The following is an 18,909-nucleotide window of genomic DNA, read 5'->3' as shown; positions in this document are numbered from 1 at the left end:
TCCGGAGACAACAACCATGATTCTTCATACACTGCTCGACTACGACGTATTGCGCGTCATCTGGTGGATCCTGCTGGGCGTGCTGCTGATCGCCTTTGCGGTCACCGACGGCTTCGACCTCGGCACCGGCACCTTGCTGCCCTTCGTGGCGAAAAACGACCTGGAACGCCGGGTCGTGATCAACTCCATCGGCCCCGTCTGGGAAGGCAACCAGGTCTGGCTGGTGCTCGGCGGCGGCGCCATCTTCGCGGCCTGGCCGCAGCTGTACGCGGTGTCGTTCTCGGGCTTCTATCTCGCCATGTTCGCGGTGCTGTTCGCGCTGATCCTGCGCCCGGTGGGCTTCAAGTACCGCAGCAAGCGCGAAGGCGCCCGCTGGCGCGCGACCTGGGACTGGCTGCTGTTCGTGGGCGGCTTCGTGCCTTCGCTGATCTTCGGCGTGGCCCTCGGTAACGTGCTGCAGGGCGTGCCGTTCCGCTTCGCACCCGACATGCAGATCTTCTATGACGGCAGCTTCTTCGGCCTGCTCAACCCGTTCGCGCTGCTGTGCGGCCTGGTGTCGGTGGCGATGCTGGTGATGCACGGCGCCAGCTGGCTGGCGTTGAAGACCGAGGGCGCCGTTGCCTGGCGTGCCCGCAGCTGGGGCATGCGCGCTGCCGCGGCCGTGGTGGTGCTGTATGCGCTGGCCGGCTGGGTGCTGTGGCGCTTCGTCGACGGCTACCGCATCACGAGCGAGATCGTGACGACCGGCGCCTCGAATCCGCTGTTCAAGACGGTGGCGGGGGAGGGCGGCGCCTGGTTTGCCAACTACGCCGCCCATCCGTGGACGGTGGCGGCGCCGGTGCTGGGCTTCGCTGGCGCGCTGCTGGCATTGCTTGGGCTGGCACGCCGCTGGGAAGGCTTGACCATGGTGTTCAGCAGCCTGTCGATCGCCGGCATCATCCTCAGCTTGGGGGCATCGATGTTTCCCTTCATCCTGCCGTCGTCGATCCAGGGCGCGGCCAGTTTGACGGTGTGGGATTCGTCGTCGAGCCAGCTGACGCTGTTCATCATGCTGGTGGGTAGCTGCATCTTCCTGCCGATCATCATCGGCTACACCAGCTGGGTCTACAAGGTCCTGTGGGGCAAGGTCGATGCCGACGGCATCCGCGATGGCAAGGGCCACGCTTACTAACTTATTTACATTGAAGGAGTCTGATCATGTGGTATTTCGCCTGGATCCTCGGCCTGCCGCTGGCGGCCGCTTTCGCGGTGTTGAACGCGATGTGGTTCGAGCTGGTGGATGACGACAAGCGCAAGGCTTGACGCTTATTGATGGCGCGCGCCACCCAGGCGCGCTTCGATCAATTCCAGCATGCCCTGCGCGGCAATCGACAGGGCCCTTTCCTTGTGCTGCACGATGAAGATGGGCCGCGTCACGGCGTCGGTCTCGAGCGGAATCGCCACCAGGCCGGCGCTGCGGAACTGGAACAGCGTCAGTTCCGGCACCAGGCTCACGCCCAGGCCATGTTCGATCAGGCCGGCGACGGTGGCCAAGTGTTCGACCTCCAGCCCCGAGTGGCGCACCGGCAGCTCGCGCGTGAGCTGGTCGACGTGCTGGCGCACGCTGGTCGACGGCGCCAGGTGGATCAATTCGCAGCCGGCCAGGTCGGCCACTTGAATCGTGCGCTTGTTGGCCAGCGGATGGTCGCGCCGGCAGACGAGATAGAAGGGGTCGCTGCACAGGGTGCTGGTATGGAATTCGGACAGGTTCGCACCCGGCGCGGTCAGCGCCAGGTCGACCTTCCCCTGCCTGAGCATGTGCAGGCATTGGTCCGAGAGGGCATCGAACAGGCTCACCACGATGCCCGGGTATGTGCTCCGGTATTCCGCGATCACGGCCGGCAAGCCGTTCGCCGCCAGCGAGGGCAGCACGGCCAGCGCCACCCGGCCCTTGCGCCGCGCGATGAAGTCGCCCATGTCGGTAAAGGCGGCGTCCAGGTCGGCGAGCAGGGCGCGCGCCACTTCCACGAACAGCTCGCCTTCGGTCGTCAGCGTCACGTTGCGCGTGTCGCGCTTGACCAGCTTCGCGCCGGTCGCCGCTTCCAGTTTCTGGATCACGGCGCTGAAGGCCGATTGCGACAGGTGGCAGCGCTCGGCGGCATGGGTGAAATGGCGGCATTCGTCCAGCGCCAGGAAGGCTTGCAGCTGTTTGGTGGAGATATTCGGCAGCATCGCTGATGTAGATTTATCTGAAAAACAGCATAATCAATCGCAAGAATCCATTTTACAAGAGAATTCGTGCGATCCAGAATGCGTTCAAGTGCTGCTCGATCAGCACATCAACAACATCTGGAGACAATATGCTGGCCTTGCTCGGCTTCATTACCATTTTTGCGCTGCTCGTCGTCATCCTCGGCAAGAAAATGTCCGCACTGGTCGCCCTGATCGCGATTCCGGTGCTGACCGCGCTGCTCGCGGGATTCGGCGCCGAGATCGGCGGCTTCATCACCACCGGCATCAAGGCGATCGCACCGATCGCCGGCATGCTGCTGTTCGCCATCCTGTTCTTCGGCATCCTCACCGATGCCGGCATGCTCGACCCGATCGTCAACCGCATCCTGAAGGTCGTCGGCACCAACCCGGTACGGATCACCCTCGGCACCGCCATGCTGGCGGCCATCGTCCATCTCGACGGCTCCGGCGCGGTGACCTTCCTGGTAACGGTGCCGGCCATGCTGCCCTTGTACATCAAGCTGAACATGGACAAGCGCATCCTCGCCTGCATCGTGGCGATGGCGGCCGGCGTGGCGAATGCCTTGCCCTGGGGCGGCCCGACCCTGCGCGCTTCGGCGGCGCTGCATATTCCGATCTCCGAGCTGTACCTGCCGATGGTGCCGGTGCAGATCTGCGGCATGCTGTTCGTGTTCGGCTGCGCCTGGATGCTGGGCCGCCGCGAGCAGCGCCGTCTCGGCCTCACCAGCGCCGTTGCAGCGGGCGCCGGTGCTGGTGCCGGCGTTGGTACCGGTACTCTTACCCACCATGTGCGCGAACTGAACGACGAAGAGCAGAAGCTGCGCCGCCCGGGACGCTTCATCCCGAACGTGCTGCTCGTGCTCGTGGTGCTCGGCACCATGATCTCGAACGTGCTCGATCCGGTGGTCTGCTTCATGCTCGGCACCGTGCTCGCCCTGCTGCTGAATTATCCGAACGTGGCCGAGCAGCGCGCCCGCGTCGACGCCCATGCCAAGGCGGCGCTGATGATGGCCAGTATCCTGTTCGCGGCGGGGGCCTTTACCGGCATCATGAAAGGCACCGGCATGCTGGCCGCCATGGCCAAGCTGGTCGCGGCCAGCATCCCGGTCGGCCTGGCGACCCATCTGCCCTTCGTCACGGGTCTGGTGTCGATGCCTTTGAGCCTGCTGTTCGACCCGGACTCCTTCTACTTCGGCGTGCTGCCGGTGCTGGCCGAAGCAGGCACCGCGCTCGGCGTGCCGGCAGTGCAGATGGGCCAGGCCGCGCTGATGGGGCAGATGACCACCGGCTTCCCGGTCAGCCCCCTGACCCCGGCCACCTTCCTGCTGGTCGGCCTGGTCGGCATCGACCTCGCCGAACACCAGCGCTTCACGATTCCGTTCCTGTTCGCCGCCTCGGTCTTCATGACCTGCGTGAGCGTGCTGTTCGGCCTGTTCCCACTGTGACGAATCCAAGGAGTATACGCATGAAAACCCTGCGCATCGGCGGCGGCGCCGGTTACTCGGGCGACCGTATCGAGCCGGCGGTCGAACTGGCCGAACACGGCGAGATCAATTACCTGGTCTTCGAGTGCCTGGCCGAGCGGACCATCGCCCTGGCCCAGCAAGCGAAGATGAAGGACCCGGCGCTCGGCTACGATCCGCTGCTGGAAGCGCGCATGCTGGCGGTGCTGAAGACCTGCGCCGAAAAGGGCATCAAGATCGTCACCAACATGGGCGCCGCGAATCCGCTCGCGGCGGCAGCGAAGATCCGCGAGATCGCGGTTTCGCTCGGCCTGCCCAAGCTGAAAGTCGCGGCCGTGGTCGGCGACGACGTGCTCGCGCAGCTGCAAGCCGGCGACTACCGCGACGACACCGGCGAACCGGTGGCCGCGCTGGGCGCCCGGCTGCTGTCGGCAAACGCCTATCTGGGTGCGCAGCCGCTGGTCGATGCGCTGGCCGCAGGTGCGGACGTCGTCGTCACCGGCCGCGTGGCCGATCCGGCCCTGGTGCTGGCGCCGCTGATCCACACGTTCGGCTGGGCCATGGACGACTGGGAGCGCCTGGGGCAGGGCACCCTGGCCGGCCACCTGCTGGAATGCGCGGGCCAGGTATCGGGCGGCTACTTCGCCGACCCTGGCTGCAAGGACGTGAGCAACCTGGCGCGCCTGGGCTTTCCGATCGCGGTGGTCGGCGAGGACGGCAGCATCGAGATCACCAAGGTGGCCGGTTCCGGCGGCAGCATCACCACCGCCACCTGCACCGAACAGCTGCTCTACGAGATCCACGACCCGGCTGCCTACCTGACGCCGGACGTCGTCGCCGATTTTTCGCGGGTCACGATGACGCAGATTGGCCCCGACCGCGTTGCCGTCAGCGGCGCCACCGGGCATCCGCCCAGCGGCATGCTGAAGGTGTCGGTGGGCTACATCGACAGCTACGTCGGCGAAGGCCAGATTTCGTATGCCGGCTCCGGCGCGCTGGCGCGTGCCCGGCTGGCGCAGGAGATCGTCGCCGAGCGCCTGGACATGATTGGCGCGGCGCTGACCGAAGTGCGCTCCGAGCTGATCGGCGTGAACGCCATCCACGGCGCCGGGCTGGCCGCACAATCGGCGGAACCCTACGAAGTGCGCCTGCGGGTTGCCGGCCGCGCCGACAGCATGCGCGAGGCGATCCGGGTCGGCAACGAAGTCGAGACCCTGTACACCTGTGGCCCGGCCAGCGGGGGCGGGGTCACGAAGTCGAGCCGCGAGGTGGTGGCGATCCGCTCCACCCTGCTGGCCGCAGCGCAGGTGCAGCCTGCGATCCACTTCGAGGAGATCTGAACATGAAGCTACGTGACATCGCCCATTCCCGCGCCGGCGACAAGGGCGACATCTCTAACCTGTCGCTGATCGCCTATCGCCTTGACGATTACCCGCTGCTGGAAAAGCAGGTGACGGCCGAACGGGTGAAGGCGCATTTCGCGGGCGTCGTGCACGGCGAGGTGCAGCGCTACCTGTTGCCGCAGTTGGGCGCGATGAACTTCGTCATGCAAAACGCCCTCGGTGGCGGCGTGACGCGCTCGCTGGCGCTGGACGCCCACGGCAAATCCCTGAGTTCCGCCCTGCTCAACATCGAAATCGAGTAAGTCCGGCTGTTCATCCCACCGTATTTTGCGCTTGCCCATTCCCGGGGCAGGCCGCCCCTTGGCCGCGCGGCGCCGTCAAACGCCGCGCCGGCCGCTTTTCCCATAAAAACAAGGAGACAACATGAAAACATCCCGACTCATTCCCGCCGCTATACTGCTCACGCTCGCCAACGGCGCGCTGGCGCAATCGAACGTCACGCTCTACGGCCTGATGGACGCAGGCCTCGTGCACGAAAGCGGCGGTGCCGCCGGCAGTTCGACCAAGTTGAGCAGCGGCGTGGGCACCGCCTCGCGCCTGGGCTTCAAGGGCAAGGAAGACCTGGGCGGCGGCGTAGCGGCCGTGTTCACGCTGGAGTCCGGCATCCTGATCGATACCGGCGCCCAGGACGCGGCCGGCAAGGCCTTCAACCGCCAGGCCTTCGTTGGCCTGGAGAGCAAGACGCTCGGCTCGATCACGGTCGGTCGCCAGTACACGCCGACCTACAACGCGCTGGGGCAGGTGGGCGACCCCTTCGGCAGCGGTTACTCGGGCAGCGCCAAGAACCTGTTCCCTGTCGCCGGCCGCAACCTGCGCGCCGATAATTCGATTCTGTACACTAGCCCGAACTGGAACGGCTTCAATGCGAATGTCCTGTATGCGCTCGGCGAGGTCTCCGGCAACAGCAAGGCCCAGCGCCAGATCAACCTGAGCCTCAACTACACCGGCGGCCCGCTGAATGCCCGCCTCACCTACAACAACCGCAACAACGACACGGCCAGCGTCGACAACCCGAGCGGACGTAACATCATGCTCGTGGCGAATTACGATTTCCGCGTCGTCAAGATGTACTTTGCGTACAGCGACGACGAAGGCTTGAACAGCGCGCCGCTCAACAATTCCACGCCGCGTCCCTATGGCCGCGATTTCGAACCCAGCCTGAAGGGCAACGAGGCACTGATCGGGGCCAGCATTCCGGTCGGCGCGGCCGGCACGGTCATGACCTCGTACATCCGCAAGAACGACAAGACCCTGCTGAACCAGGATGCGTCGCAGTATGCGGTGGGTTACCTGCACTCGCTGTCGAAGCGTACCGGCGTGTACGCATCGTATGGCAGGATCATCAACAAGAATGGAGCGGGTTATACCGTCGGGAACAACTCGAATGCGGGTACGGGGGACAAGGCGTATAACCTCGGGATACGTCACGCGTTCTGAGCGTAGCCCCGTTCGCCGATGGGCTGGCGCAGAGGGATGCGCCAGCCAAATTCAATCAAAGGGCTTCAGAAGTTCACGGTACCCGTCAACGTAAACGTGCGCGGCGCCCCGACCACCAGGTAACCGCTACCCGGGAACCCGCCAGCCGACGCCCAGTAGCTGCGGTCCGCCACGTTGTTCACGCGCGCGCGCAGCGTGACCGCACGGTCCATGATGCGCATCGCGTAGCTGGCGCCCAAATCGAAACGGGACCACGACGGCACCTCTTTCGTATTCGCACCGTCCGCGAACTGGGACGACGTGTACACCGCACGCGCATCCACGGTCAGGCCATCGACGTAGGGCACATCCCACTCGCTCCCGAGGTTCAGCTGGGTCTTCGGCACGCCGATCGCATCCTTGCCCTGGTTGACGCCATTCAAGGTGCTGACCTGCTCGGTATCGAGCAGCGTCAGGCCGCCCAGCACGCGCACGCCGCGCGTCGGCACGCCGAACACCGACAGTTCCAGGCCCCGGTTGCGCTGCTCGCCAAACACGCCGAACCGGCGATTCACGACGTAGGCCGAGGGCTGCGCAACCGTGAACAGGGCCGCGCTCATGCCGAGCTTGCCGGCGTCGTATTTGACGCCGACTTCCTTCTGCCTGGAGCGGTAAGGTGCGAATGCCTCGCCCACGTTGTCGATATCGGTTCCTGCCGCAACAGGGCCGGGCTGCAGCGCCTCGATATAGTTGGCATACAGCGACACGCCCTTGACCGGCTTGTAGACCAGGCCGGCCACCGGGGTGTTCGCCGTCTCGTCGTAACGCCCGATGCGCGCGCCGGTGGTGTAGCTGAAGCTGCCCGAGCGGATGCGCTGGTGGCGCACGCCGACCGTCAGCAGCACGCTGTCGTCGAGCATGGCCAGGGTGTCGGCGATTGCATAGCTGGCCAGGTCGCTGGTCGCGGTGACCAGGGGATCGCTCATGCTGCCGCCCACCGTCGGCTTAGGCGTGACGGATGGGTAGTCGACCGGGCGGTAGATGTTCGTGGCCTGGGCCGGGCCGGTGGCGTAACCGTTGCGCGAATCGAGCGAGAAGGCCGAAGCCGTTGCGCTGACCGTGTGCTTGACGCCGCCGGTGCGCAGCATGCCGCGCACGCCGACCTCGCCGGTGCGCACGTTATCGTGGCGCACGTTGTCGAAGCGGGACATGCTGGTCGTGCCGTCGGCATTGCTGACCCGTGGCGACGCCAGTTCGTTGTATTCGTCGCCGCTGCGGGCGCCAAAGGCGGCCCAGGCCACGACATCCTGCGCCAGGTCGACTTCGCCGCGCACGGTGCCGAAGGTGTCGTGCTCGCTGGAGACGGTCCAGGGCTGGGCGAAATTGCGGGTCGACGAAGGCGGCGCGATCATCGGCACGGCGGCCAGCAGGGTCACGTTCGGGCGTGGGCTGTTCAGCGAGTGGTCCTGGTAACCGATGTCGGCCGACAGCCGGTAGCCATCGCCGCGGTAGTCCATGCCGACCGCGATTACATCCAGCTTGCGCGATTCGCGATCGACAGCGGTGTCGCCGTCACGGTGGGCGGCGTTCACGCGCAGGCCCAGGCGCTCGCCTTCGCCGAAGCGGCGCGAGACGTCGGCCGCCACGTAGCCCTGGCCACCCGATTCGACACCCACCGTCACTTGCGTCAGCGGCCGGCTGGTCGCGCGCTTCGGCAGCAAATTGATGGTGCCGCCGATGCCGCCGCCGCCCGGCGCCGCGCCGTTGACAAAGGCGCTGGCGCCGCGGAACACTTCCACACGCTCCAGCAGTTCGGCCGACACGAACTGGCGCGGCAGCAGGCCGAACAGGCCGTTGTAGGCCAGGTCGTCCGAATTGACCGCGAAGCCGCGGATCACGTACAGCTCCTGGAAGTTGCCGGAGCCGCGCGCCACGCGCACCGACGGATCGTTCTGCACCACGTCGGCCACGCTGCGCGCCTGCTGGTCCTGGATCACGCCCAGCGTGTAGTTGGTGGTGTTGAAGGGCGTGTCCATCATGTCCACGTTGCCGAGCAAACCGATGCGCCCGCCGCGCGCCACCTGGCCGCCCGCATACGCCGCCGGCAAGCCCTGGGCGGATGCATCGGCAGACGCGGTGACGACAACGGTTGCCATCGGTTGCGTGTCCGTGTCAGCCGCATTTTCGGTGCTTTGCGCCCTGGCGCTGGCGGAGGTCATCAGGAGGGCGGCGAGGGCGAGGGGAGTCAGCGAAAAGCGGGCGGCAGTCATCGGATAGGAGGATCGTTCTAAATGAGAATGGTTCGCATTATATGCGTAATGGGTTGCCGAGGTAAATGAGAACTATTATTATCCTGGGCTTTCCTACGAATAAAATCCCCATGACACCGAAGAACCTGCGCCGCTGGTCCTGGATTCACAAATGGAGCAGCCTCGTCTGCACGGTGTTCATGCTGCTGCTCTGCATTACCGGCCTGCCGCTGATCTATCACCACGAAATCGTCCACGCTCTCGGTAACGAGGTCGAGGCGCCTGAGATGCCGGTGGACACGCCCCGTGCCGACATCGACCGGGTAGTCGCCGCCGGCATGGCCGCCTATCCCGGCAAGGTCATGATGTACCTGTCCCAGGACAGGGACGAGCCGGGCATGTGGGCCATGACCCTGGGCGACACGCCGCGCGACAAGAACTACAAGCCCTTGCTGGTGGATTCCCGTACCGCCCAATTGCTGCCCGAACCACCGGTGGAGGGCGGACCCTTCATGTCGATGATGTTCCACCTGCATGTGGATCTGTATGCAGGCCTGTGGGGCAAGCTCTTCCTCGGCTTCATGGGCTTGCTGCTGATCGTCGCGGTGGTGTCCGGCGTGGTGCTGTACGCGCCGTTCACGCGCAAGCTGGCCTTCGGCACGGTGCGGCACGAGCGCAGCCGCCGCGTGCGCTGGCTCGACCTGCACAACGTGCTCGGCATCGTCACGCTGGTGTGGCTGCTGGTGGTGGGCGCGACCGGTGTGATCAATACCTGGGCCGACTTGCTGCTGAAGGTCTTTCAAAAGACCGAACTGGCCGAGATGACCAAGCCCTACGAGGGCTTGCCGCCGGTGACCAAGCTGGGTTCGATGACGGCCGTGATCGCCGCGGCCGAGAAAACCGAGCCCGGCATGCACGTGCGCCTGGTGGCCTTCCCCGGTACCAAGTTCGCGACGCCGCACCATTACATCGTCTTCATGCAGGGCACCTCGCCCCTGACCTCGCGCCTGCAGAAGCCCGTGCTGGTCGATGCCCAGACCGAGCAGGTAATCGCCAGCGTCGATCTGCCGTGGTACATGGTCGCGCTGCGCGTATCGCAGCCGCTGCACTTCGGCGACTACGGCGGCCAGGCCCTGAAACTGCTGTGGGCCTTGCTGGATATCGCCACCATCGCCGTGCTCATCACCGGACTCTACCTGTGGCTCAAGCGCGGCAAGGCAGCGGCAGCCAAGCCGGCGGAAGTGCGGGCCGAGGAGGCAGCGGTATGACGCGCATCTTTGGGCCCATCTGGACCGCGCCGATCGTGCTCGGCGTACTGACCGTCATCGGCCTGATCAGCGCATTGCTGGGCGACGGCATTTGGGATGCGGTGTCCGCCGTGTCGCTGGGCGTGGTGGTGGCGGTGGCTGGCTGGTACGGCTTGCGGCGGCCGAGAGCGCGGTAAGGTGGCGCAGGAGACACATCGGACGGTGAGGTGACGTAGTGCTGTCGGAAAATGAGGCCCTGCTCGGCAAGAAATTGCCGGGTCAGGCATCATGACGCGTTCTTCACTTCACATAGAAAGAAATTTGCATGTCTGATCTCCTGCAAACCTTGCAGTGGCGTTATGCCACCAAAAAAATGGATCCTGCGAAGAAGGTCGCCAAAGAGAAGATCGACCGCATTCTCGAAGCGGTGCGCCTGACGGCCAGTTCCAGTGGCTTGCAACAGTACGAGATGTTCGTGGTAACCAATCCAGGCCTGCGCGAACAGATCAAGGCGCATGCCTGGAACCAGTCCCAGGTGACGGACGCTTCGCACCTGCTGGTGTTCGCCGCATGGGATAACTACACGCCCGAGCGCATCAATGCCATGTTCGACCTGGTGAACGACGAGCGCGGCTTCAAGAACGAAGGCTGGGAAGCCTACCGCCAGCAACTGCTGTCGACCTACCCGCAGCGCGATGCCGAGACCAATTTCGAGCACGCCGCACGCCAGGCCTACATCGGCCTGGGTAGCGCATTGATTGCCGCTGCCGAGGAAAAGGTCGATGCTACGCCGATGGAAGGCTTCGATCCGGCCAAGGTCGACGAGATCCTGAAGCTGCGCGAACGCGGACTGCGTTCGGTGATCCTGCTGCCTGTTGGCTATCGTGCGGATGAAGGCGACTGGCTCGTCAACCTGAAGAAAGTGCGCCGTCCGATTTCGCAGTTCGTTACCGAACTGGCCTGAGCAACACGGCATCCTGGCGACTCCGGTTCTATCGCTGTCCCAGGCATGTAAAAACGAAAAAGGCAGATCGAGTCGATCTGCCTTTTCGCATTCTGCGGGGCCTGTTCAGCGAACCTGGAACCAGTAGGCAGGCAGCGCGGCAAGCTCCCTCGCCAGCGAGTACGCATCGCGCGCTTCGAAGTAATTGGCATGCGCCGTATAAACCGTATCGATGCCGGCGCGCCGCAGGGCATAGCGGCTGCGTGTCAGGTGGAAGAACTGCGTGACGACCACTGCGCTTTTAAAACCCTGCGCCCGCATGATGGCGGCGCTGTTGCGGGCGGTTGCTTCGGTCGTATTGCCTTGTTCGTCGAGGAGGAGGGCAGTGCGCGGAATCGCTTGCCGCTCGGCCAGGTAGTCAGCCATGACCCGGGCCTCGCTGAATCCCTCGACGCCGGTTCCACCGCTGACGATGATGTGCCCGAACATGCCTTGCCGGTAGAGTTCGGCAGCCTTGTCGAGCCGTGCGCGCAAGCGGTCCGAGGGCGTACCGTCCGGCATGACTTTCGAACCGAGGACCACGCCGACATCGCTGGCTTGGGCATTGTCGCGCAAGCCGTCGACGCTGATGGCGACGGCGCCGGCCAGAACCAGGGTGAGCAGGAGGAGGGGTGGAGCACGCCTGGCAAGCTTACGCATTCATGGCCTCGGATATGCAAAAAGCCAGACCGGCTGATGCCTGGTCTGGCTTTCGAATTCTGTGGTCGGGGTGAGAGGATTCGAACCTCCGGCCTCTACGTCCCGAACGTAGCGCTCTACCGGGCTAAGCTACACCCCGACTGGTTTGAGACGCCGGAAGAACGACGTCTCGGGATGGCATTACTATAAATATTCTTAGTGGTTCCTGTCAACTGCAAAGCTGCAGAGCTGGAGCAGGCTGTCCTTGTACGCGCTCTCCGGCAAATCGGCGATCGACTCGGCCGCACGGCGTGCCGCCGCCTCCGCTTCGCGGCGCGTGTAATCGAGCGCACCGCTCGACGTCACCGCCGCCAGCACCGCATCGAAATGCTGCTCGTCGCCCTGCTCGATGCAGGTGCGCACCAGTTCGCGCTGTTGCGGCGTGCCGTGTTCCATCAGGTAGATCAGCGGCAGGGTAGGCTTGCCTTCGCGCAGGTCGTCGCCGACGTTCTTGCCGATCTCGGCGGCGTCGCCGGCGTAGTCCAGCACGTCGTCGATCAATTGGAACGCGGTGCCAAGCGAGCGGCCGAATTCGCCGGCCGCGGCGATCTGCGCGTTGCTGGCGCCAGCCACCAGGGCGCCCAGCTCGGCGGCGGCCTCGAACAGTTTGGCGGTCTTCGAGCGGATCACGGTCAGGTAGCTCTCGTGCGTCACGTCCGGGTTGTGCATGTTCAGCAGCTGCAGCACTTCGCCTTCGGCGATCACGTTGGTGGCGTCCGACAGGATCTGCATCACGCGCATGCTTTCCAGGCTGACCATCATCTGGAACGAGCGCGAGTACAGGAAGTCGCCGACCAGTACCGAGGCGGCATTGCCGAACAGGGCATTCGCCGTTTCGCGGCCGCGGCGCATCGAGGATTCGTCGACCACGTCGTCGTGCAGCAGGGTGGCGGTGTGGATGAATTCGACCACCGCCGCCAGTTCGTGGTGCGCCGTGCCCCGGTAACCGTGCGCGTTCGCCAGCAGCAGCACCAGCACGGGGCGGATGCGCTTGCCGCCGGCGCTGATGATGTACTCGGAAATCTGGTTCACCAGGGGAACGTCGGAGTGCAGGCGCTGGCGGATCACCGTGTTCACCGCCGCCATGTCGTCGGCGATCGTCTGGGTAATATTGTTCTGTTGAGCGTGTTGGGTAGCGGCGGACAAGGCGAACCTGCGTAGTCGTTGAGGGCGTTGAGTGCGGCGATTATACGACAAGCATGCATAAGCCGTGCCATTTGCCCAACTGTAAGGAAATACCCAGCCATTCCCGCTCCCAGGGCCGTCGTTGCTGGGATGACACACTGTTGACGGATGATGCCGGCTTTTGACGCAATGCGGCGAACTATGTATAATCCTCTGTTCCCCGGCTTCAGACCAGCTCAGCGCAATGGCGCCGGTGGGAATTCTTTAAACATTTGATGAGGTTTCAATCATGTACGCGGTCATAAAAACCGGTGGCAAGCAATACAAAGTTGTCGCTGGCGAAAAACTTAAAGTAGAACAGATACCGGCAGACATTGGTTCCGAACTCTCCATCGATCAGGTCCTCGCCGTTGGCGCGGGCGAAAGCATCAAGTTTGGTGCTCCTCTGGTCGAAGGCGCGACGGTTCTGGTGAAGGTCGTTTCCCACGGTCGCCACGACAAGGTCCGCATTTTCAAGATGCGCCGTCGTAAGCACTACCAGAAGCGTCAAGGCCACCGCCAGAACTTCACCGAGATCGAAGTCGTTTCGATCAACGGCTAATTGCCCCGGTCTATTTAAACAGTCATCAAGGAGTAACTAAATGGCACACAAAAAAGGCGGCGGCACTACCCGTAACGGCCGCGACTCAGAAAGCAAGCGCCTCGGCGTGAAAGTGTACGGCGGCCAGGCGATCAACGCCGGCGGCATCATCGTGCGTCAGCGTGGCACCCAGGTTCGTCCAGGCGTCAACGTCGGCCTCGGCAAAGACCACACCCTGTTCGCCCTGGTGAACGGCACGGTCAAGTTCGTCAAGCAAGGCGTCGGTTCGAAGCAGTACGTGACCGTCGTTGCAGCAGCTGCCGAAGCAGTCGCAGCTTAATTGACGCAAAGCGCCGCACACAGCGGCGCATCCTTGTAAGGCGCAAGCCTTCCATCGAAAGGCTCTGCCCACGGTAGAGCCTTTTTAGTTTTTTGGCGGTCATCATGAAGTTTATCGACGAAGCAAGAATTGAAGTCATCGCGGGCGACGGCGGCAACGGCTGCGCATCGTTCCTGCGCGAAAAGTTCCGCCCATTCGGCGGGCCGGACGGCGGCGACGGCGGCAAGGGCGGCTCGATCTGGGCGGTTGCTGACCGCAACATCAATACCCTGGTGGATTTCCGTTATTCGAAAGTGCACACCGCGCGCAACGGCGAACCCGGCCGCGGCTCGGACTGCTACGGCAAGGGCGCGGACGACGTGACCCTGCGCATGCCGGTCGGCACCCTGATCGTCGATAACGTGAACGGCGAAATCATCGCCGACCTGACCGAACACGGCCAGACCGAACTGCTGGCCAAGGGCGGCGAGGGCGGCTGGGGCAACATCCACTTCAAGACGTCCACCAACCGCGCACCGCGCCAGAAGACCGACGGCAAGCCGGGCGAACGCCGCCAGCTGCGCCTGGAATTGAAGGTGCTGGCGGACGTGGGCCTGCTGGGCATGCCGAACGCCGGCAAGTCGACGTTCATCACGGCCGTCTCGAACGCCAAGCCGAAGATTGCCGACTACCCGTTCACGACCTTGCATCCGAACCTCGGCGTGGTGCGCGTGTCGCACGCGAAGAGTTTTGTCATCGCCGACATCCCGGGCCTGATCGAAGGCGCGGCCGAAGGCGCGGGCCTCGGCCACCAGTTCCTGCGCCACCTGGCGCGTACCGGTCTGCTGCTGCACATCGTCGACCTGGCGCCGTTCGAGGCGACCGTCGATCCGGTGAAGGAAGCCAAGGCGCTGATCAAGGAACTCGAGAAGTACGACGAAGACCTGCTGAACAAGCCGCGCTGGCTCGTGCTGAACAAGCTCGACATGGTGCCGGAAGAAGAACGCAAGAAGAAGGTCAAGGACTTCCTCAAGAAGCTGTCCTGGAAAGGCCCGGTCTTCGAGATCTCGGCCCTGAACCGCGAAGGCTGCCAGGACCTGATCAACGCGATCTACCTGCACCTGGAAGAAAAGCGCGCCACCGAAGTACGCGTCGACGAAACGACGCAGATGACCGAGGAAGCGCGCGGCATCAACTCGATCGATCCCGACGATCCACGCTTCAAGATCCTTGAAGACTGAGGACCGCGTCATCAACAAGCGCCCCGGGTTCACCTTTACCCGTGCCTGGGCGCGCGGCCAGCTGCTGCAGCTGGTGGCCACCGCCAGTTCGCTGGCGGCGCTCGTGGCCCTGCTCGACCCCGATATGGTCGCGGCGGTCATGGGCCTGTTTCTCGTTGGCGTGAACGGCTACAGCCAGTTCTACGCCATCTATGTCGGAGTCCGTCTCGCGATCGCGGGGCTGGCTATGCTGGCGGCAAGGCGGGGCGACCAGCCCATCCTCGGCGATCTCGTTGCATTCTTCCTGCTGGCCCAGCCGGTTGGGCGCCTGGTCGCGGCATTCGCGATCGGCCTGCCGCATGGGTCCCTGTTGATCGTGAGCGGGATCGAGCTGCTGGCGGGCGTGGGCCTGCTGGCCTTGCGCCCGCGAGATAGAAAACACTCGCCATGAATTCCGCGCATTCCTCCTGCATTCAACAAGCCGGCCGCATCATCGTCAAGGTCGGCTCTTCCCTCGTCACGGACGAAGGCCGCGGTCTCGACCACGAGGCCATCGCCCGCTGGGCCACGCAAATCGCCGCGCTGCGCGGCCTCGGTAAAGAGGTCGTGCTGGTCAGCTCCGGCGCGATCGCCGAAGGCATGCTGCGCCTCGGCTTCGCCAGCCGTCCGCACGACATCCACGAACTGCAGGCCTGCGCCGCCGTCGGCCAGATGGGCCTCGCGCAAATCTACGAATCGAGCTTCGCCACCCACGGCGTGAAAACGGCGCAGGTGCTGCTGACCCATGCCGACCTGGCCGACCGCGAACGCTACCTGAACGCGCGCGCTACCCTCACGACCCTGCTGCGCCTGGGCGTGGTCCCGATCATCAACGAGAACGACACGGTGGTCACGGACGAGATCAAGTTCGGCGACAACGACACCCTCGGCGCCCTGGTGGCCAATCTCATCGAAGCCGACGCGCTGGTGATCCTGACCGACCAGCGCGGCCTGTTCTCCGCCGATCCGCGCAAGGACCCGGCGGCACGTTTGATCGAGCAAGCCGAAGCCGGCGACCCGGCGCTGGAAGCGATGGCCGGCGGCGCCGGCAGCAGCATCGGCCGTGGCGGCATGCTGACCAAGGTGCTGGCCGCGCGCCGCGCCGCCCGTTCCGGCGCCCACACGGTGATCGCCTGGGGCCGCGAACCGGACGTGCTCACGCGCCTGGCCAGCGGCGAAGCGATCGGCTCGCAGCTGAACGCGCCAACGACGCGCCTGACCGCGCGCCGCCAGTGGATGGTCGACCACCTGCACACCGCCGGCGAGGTCGTGCTCGACGCCGGCGCCGTGCAGAAGCTGACGCAAGAGGGCAAGTCGCTGCTGCCGATCGGCGTCATCAAGGTAAGCGGCGAATTCGGGCGCGGCCAGGTGATCACCTGCGTGCGCGAAGACGGCACCCCGATCGCGCGCGGCCTGACCAGCTACACCAGCAGCGAAGTACGCCGCATCATGCGCCATTCTTCGCACGAGATCGAAGCCATCCTCGGCTACATCGAAGGGCCGGAGCTGGTGCACCGCGATAACCTGGTTTTACTTTGATGGAGTTCCCGATGTCGCTTTCGCCCGCCGCCGTGGTCCAGGCCCAGTTAGAGGCCTACAACGCCAAGGACCTCGACGCCCTGATGGCCACCTATGCACCGGATGCCCGGCAGTTCGCGCTGCACGGCGCGCTGCTGGCCGAAGGCCATGATCAAATTCGCCCGCGCTACGCAGCGCGCTTTGCCGAGCCGGACCTGCGCGCCCAGCTGCTAACGCGCAGTGTGGCCGGGAATTTCGTCACCGACCTGGAACTGGTCTACCGCAACTTCCCGGAAGGACGCGGCACGGTCGAGATGCTGTGCGTGTACGAGGTCATCGACGGACGCATTGCGCGTGCTTCGTTCGCCACCGGCGCCACCACCATGCTGGCCTGAGCCGGCACCCCCGCAGGCTGCCCGTTCGTGGCAGCCTCGATAAGTTTCTCCTTAGCGTAAAAATAACTCTGTCGTGGCAAACACACATTCCGTCTGCATAGTATTGCAGGGCATGTCTTTTAGTTGCCGCCTGGATAGAACCTCCCGTAGACTCGCCTGGAAAACTCGTATTGACGTTAACCAGGGCCATCATGAAACTGAGTCGTAAACTTCCCCTCTGCTTTGCCGCCGTTGCGCTGGTCGTGGCCTGCGCCGGCCTGTTCGGCCTGTGGGCGTTGAACGGTTCGATCGCCACCTACGACCGCGCCGTCGTCAGCTACAGCCACGCCGGGGAAGTCGAGGCCATGCTCTCGACCTTCAAGACGCAAATCCAGGAATGGAAGAACACTCTCCTGCGCGGCAAGGATGAGGCCGAGCGCAACAAGTACTGGCAGGCTTTCCAGGACAGCGAGCGCGAGGTCAGCGCCCAGCTCGCGAAGCTGAATGCCGCACTGGCGCCGGGCAAGGAGCGTGCGCTGCTCGAACAATTCGGCCGCGCCCATGCGCAGATGGGCCAAGACTTCCGCAAGGGCTACGAACAGTTTGCCGCCGCCGGTTTCGATCCGGCCGCGGGCGATGCGGCGGTCAAGGGCAAGGACCGGGAGCCGGCTGAACTGCTGGACCAGGCCAGCAAGCAGATCGTTGCCGCCACCCGCGCCAGTGCCGCGGCGGCCGAAGCGGCCAGCGAGCGCGCTACGCTGCTGAGCCTGCTCGCGATGGCGCTCGGCTCGGGCGCCGCCATCGTGGCCGGCGTGTTCGTATCGCGTTCCATCGTGCGTCCGCTCGAGCGCGCCGTGGAAGTTGCGCAGACGGTTGCCGGCGGCGACTTGCGGGCCCGCATCGAGGTGACGTCGAACGACGAGACCGGCCAGCTGCTGCAGGCATTGAAGGACATGAACGCCAGCCTGACCCGGATTGTCGGCAAGGTGCGCAGCGGCGCCGAAACGATCACGGTTGCTTCGGATGAGATTGCAAGCGGCAACATGGATCTGTCGTCGCGTACCGAGCAGCAGGCCGGCGCGCTGGAAGAAACCGCGTCCTCGATCGAGGAACTGACCTCGACCGTGAAGCAGAACGCCGACAACGCACGCCAGGCCAACCAGCTGGCGATCAGCGCCTGCGACGTGGCGGCGAAGGGCGGCGACGTGGTCGAGCGCGCGGTGACCACCATGGGCGCGATCAGCGAATCCTCGAAACAGATCGTCGACATCATCGGCGTCATCGACGGCATCGCCTTCCAGACGAACATCCTGGCGCTGAACGCGGCGGTCGAGGCGGCACGCGCGGGCGAGCAGGGCCGCGGCTTCGCGGTCGTCGCGTCCGAAGTGCGCAACCTGGCCCAGCGCTCGGCCAGCGCGGCCAAGGAGATCAAGGCCCTGATCGGCGACTCGGTGGCGCGCGTGGAAGCGGGCAGCGCGCTGGTCAACGAGACCGGCACCACCATGAACGAGATCGTCGCCAGCGTGAAGCGGGTGATGGACATCATGGGCGAGATCAGCGCCGCCAGCGCCGAGCAGGGCGCCGGCATCGAGCAGATCAACATCGCAGTCACCGAGATGGACACCACGACCCAGCAGAACGCGGCGCTGGTGGAAGAAGCGGCCGCCGCCGCGCAGGCGCTGCGCGAGCAGACCGTGGCGCTGAACGAGGTGGTCGGCGTGTTCAAGCTCGAGGGCGATGCAATGGCGGCCCAGAGTGTGCAGCCGCTGCGCCCAGCCATGGCGCCGGCACGGCTGACGGCGCCGGTGGCCAAGGCGCCGTCCCCTGTCCGCAGGGAGCCGGTGCGTTCGAAGGCAAGCGCGAAGGCCCGTAGCGAGGAGTGGGAAGAGTTCTAAGGTTTTCGCTTTATCAAGCAGCCGCGCCGCACCTGCCGCGCGGTTTTTTTACGTCCAGTCAGTCATCATCGACCGTATCGTTGGCCGTGACCGTACGGTGGGCACTCCGTGCCCACGCGGAACGATGAGCTAACGATACACTTTTCCA

Annotated in this window: 20 protein-coding genes and 1 tRNA gene; 16 read left to right on the top strand and 5 right to left on the bottom strand. The window is 64.7% G+C overall.

Features of this window, described 5'->3' with window-relative positions:
- The first annotated feature begins 16 nt into the window (after positions 1 to 16).
- Entirely contained in the window at positions 17 to 1,171 is a 1,155-nt protein-coding gene (gene cydB / locus LK540_RS13860; RefSeq protein ID WP_229437881.1) for a cytochrome d ubiquinol oxidase subunit II, read from the top strand.
- A 26-nt stretch (positions 1,172 to 1,197) separates the two neighbouring features.
- Positions 1,198 to 1,302 (top strand): cytochrome bd-I oxidase subunit CydX, encoded by a 105-nt coding sequence (gene cydX / locus LK540_RS13855; protein ID WP_229437880.1) that lies wholly within the window; start codon positions 1,198 to 1,200, stop codon positions 1,300 to 1,302.
- Between the two features lie 3 nt (positions 1,303 to 1,305).
- Here the strand turns inward: cydX and LK540_RS13850 are convergent, their stop codons facing one another.
- Complete coding sequence (locus LK540_RS13850; RefSeq protein ID WP_229437879.1) at positions 1,306 to 2,211, bottom strand: LysR family transcriptional regulator; 906 nt, start codon at positions 2,209 to 2,211, stop codon at positions 1,306 to 1,308.
- A 128-nt stretch (positions 2,212 to 2,339) separates the two neighbouring features.
- On the opposite strand from LK540_RS13850, the gene LK540_RS13845 reads away from it, so the two are divergent.
- From LK540_RS13845 to LK540_RS13830, 4 genes are all read left to right on the top strand, one after another.
- Entirely contained in the window at positions 2,340 to 3,677 is a 1,338-nt protein-coding gene (locus LK540_RS13845) for a CitMHS family transporter (protein WP_229437878.1), read from the top strand.
- A 20-nt stretch (positions 3,678 to 3,697) separates the two neighbouring features.
- Positions 3,698 to 5,035: an acyclic terpene utilization AtuA family protein gene (locus LK540_RS13840; RefSeq protein ID WP_229437877.1), complete on the top strand. Its 1,338-nt coding sequence runs from the start codon at positions 3,698 to 3,700 to the stop codon at positions 5,033 to 5,035.
- 2 nt (positions 5,036 to 5,037) lie between these two features.
- Positions 5,038 to 5,340, top strand: a complete 303-nt coding sequence (locus LK540_RS13835; protein ID WP_229437876.1) for a hypothetical protein — start codon at positions 5,038 to 5,040, stop codon at positions 5,338 to 5,340.
- 121 nt (positions 5,341 to 5,461) lie between these two features.
- Positions 5,462 to 6,535, top strand: coding sequence for a porin (locus tag LK540_RS13830; RefSeq protein ID WP_229437875.1), 1,074 nt, complete (start codon positions 5,462 to 5,464; stop codon positions 6,533 to 6,535).
- 65 nt (positions 6,536 to 6,600) lie between these two features.
- Here the strand turns inward: LK540_RS13830 and LK540_RS13825 are convergent, their stop codons facing one another.
- Positions 6,601 to 8,670 (bottom strand): TonB-dependent siderophore receptor, encoded by a 2,070-nt coding sequence (locus tag LK540_RS13825; RefSeq protein ID WP_307729180.1) that lies wholly within the window; start codon positions 8,668 to 8,670, stop codon positions 6,601 to 6,603.
- 224 nt (positions 8,671 to 8,894) lie between these two features.
- Here LK540_RS13825 and LK540_RS13820 point away from each other — a divergent pair, with 224 nt between their 5' ends.
- From LK540_RS13820 to LK540_RS13810, 3 genes are all read left to right on the top strand, one after another.
- Positions 8,895 to 10,031, top strand: a complete 1,137-nt coding sequence (locus tag LK540_RS13820; RefSeq protein WP_229437873.1) for a PepSY domain-containing protein — start codon at positions 8,895 to 8,897, stop codon at positions 10,029 to 10,031.
- The gene (locus tag LK540_RS13815) at positions 10,028 to 10,207 is read left to right on the top strand and encodes a hypothetical protein (protein ID WP_229437872.1); all 180 of its coding nucleotides are present in this window, start codon (positions 10,028 to 10,030) and stop codon (positions 10,205 to 10,207) included. Before LK540_RS13820 ends, LK540_RS13815 begins: the two co-directional genes overlap by 4 nt.
- A 128-nt stretch (positions 10,208 to 10,335) precedes the next feature.
- On the top strand, positions 10,336 to 10,974 hold the full coding sequence (locus LK540_RS13810) for an NAD(P)H-dependent oxidoreductase (RefSeq protein ID WP_229437871.1): 639 nt from the start codon (positions 10,336 to 10,338) through the stop codon (positions 10,972 to 10,974).
- A gap of 105 nt (positions 10,975 to 11,079) precedes the next feature.
- Here LK540_RS13810 and LK540_RS13805 read toward each other — a convergent pair whose 3' ends face one another.
- The 3 genes from LK540_RS13805 to ispB all read right to left on the bottom strand — a co-directional run bounded on the left by LK540_RS13805 (position 11,080) and on the right by ispB (position 12,837).
- Positions 11,080 to 11,652 (bottom strand): YdcF family protein, encoded by a 573-nt coding sequence (locus LK540_RS13805; protein WP_229437870.1) that lies wholly within the window; start codon positions 11,650 to 11,652, stop codon positions 11,080 to 11,082.
- Between the two features lie 62 nt (positions 11,653 to 11,714).
- A tRNA-Pro gene (locus LK540_RS13800) sits at positions 11,715 to 11,791 on the bottom strand.
- Positions 11,792 to 11,847: 56 nt separating this feature from the next.
- A complete protein-coding gene (gene ispB, locus LK540_RS13795) occupies positions 11,848 to 12,837 on the bottom strand; it encodes an octaprenyl diphosphate synthase (RefSeq protein WP_267498785.1) in 990 nt (329 codons plus the stop codon).
- 268 nt (positions 12,838 to 13,105) lie between these two features.
- On the opposite strand from ispB, the gene rplU reads away from it, so the two are divergent.
- The 7 genes from rplU (at position 13,106) to LK540_RS13760 (ending at position 18,761) form a co-directional block, all read left to right on the top strand.
- On the top strand, positions 13,106 to 13,417 hold the full coding sequence (gene rplU, locus LK540_RS13790) for a 50S ribosomal protein L21 (RefSeq protein ID WP_136220275.1): 312 nt from the start codon (positions 13,106 to 13,108) through the stop codon (positions 13,415 to 13,417).
- A 40-nt stretch (positions 13,418 to 13,457) separates the two neighbouring features.
- Positions 13,458 to 13,736 carry a 50S ribosomal protein L27 gene (rpmA, locus tag LK540_RS13785; RefSeq protein WP_229437869.1) on the top strand — a complete coding sequence of 93 codons (279 nt, stop codon included), beginning with the start codon at positions 13,458 to 13,460 and terminating at the stop codon, positions 13,734 to 13,736.
- Between the two features lie 104 nt (positions 13,737 to 13,840).
- Positions 13,841 to 14,956 (top strand): GTPase ObgE, encoded by a 1,116-nt coding sequence (gene obgE / locus LK540_RS13780; protein ID WP_229437868.1) that lies wholly within the window; start codon positions 13,841 to 13,843, stop codon positions 14,954 to 14,956.
- On the top strand, positions 14,946 to 15,386 hold the full coding sequence (locus LK540_RS13775; protein WP_229437867.1) for a hypothetical protein: 441 nt from the start codon (positions 14,946 to 14,948) through the stop codon (positions 15,384 to 15,386). The genes obgE and LK540_RS13775 overlap by 11 nt, the downstream gene beginning before the upstream one ends.
- Positions 15,383 to 16,513, top strand: a complete 1,131-nt coding sequence (gene proB, locus LK540_RS13770) for a glutamate 5-kinase (protein WP_229437866.1) — start codon at positions 15,383 to 15,385, stop codon at positions 16,511 to 16,513. The genes LK540_RS13775 and proB overlap by 4 nt, the downstream gene beginning before the upstream one ends.
- An 11-nt stretch (positions 16,514 to 16,524) precedes the next feature.
- On the top strand, positions 16,525 to 16,887 hold the full coding sequence (locus LK540_RS13765) for a nuclear transport factor 2 family protein (protein ID WP_229437865.1): 363 nt from the start codon (positions 16,525 to 16,527) through the stop codon (positions 16,885 to 16,887).
- Between the two features lie 191 nt (positions 16,888 to 17,078).
- Positions 17,079 to 18,761, top strand: coding sequence for a methyl-accepting chemotaxis protein (locus LK540_RS13760; protein WP_229437864.1), 1,683 nt, complete (start codon positions 17,079 to 17,081; stop codon positions 18,759 to 18,761).
- Positions 18,762 to 18,909: the final 148 nt, after the last annotated feature.

Origin of the sequence: Massilia sp. IC2-278, from assembly GCF_020708045.1 — a bacterium.
GTDB lineage: Bacteria > Pseudomonadota > Gammaproteobacteria > Burkholderiales > Burkholderiaceae_D > Telluria.
The sequence above is the reverse complement of the archived record's forward strand: the minus strand, read 5'-3'. Positions and strand labels throughout refer to the sequence as shown.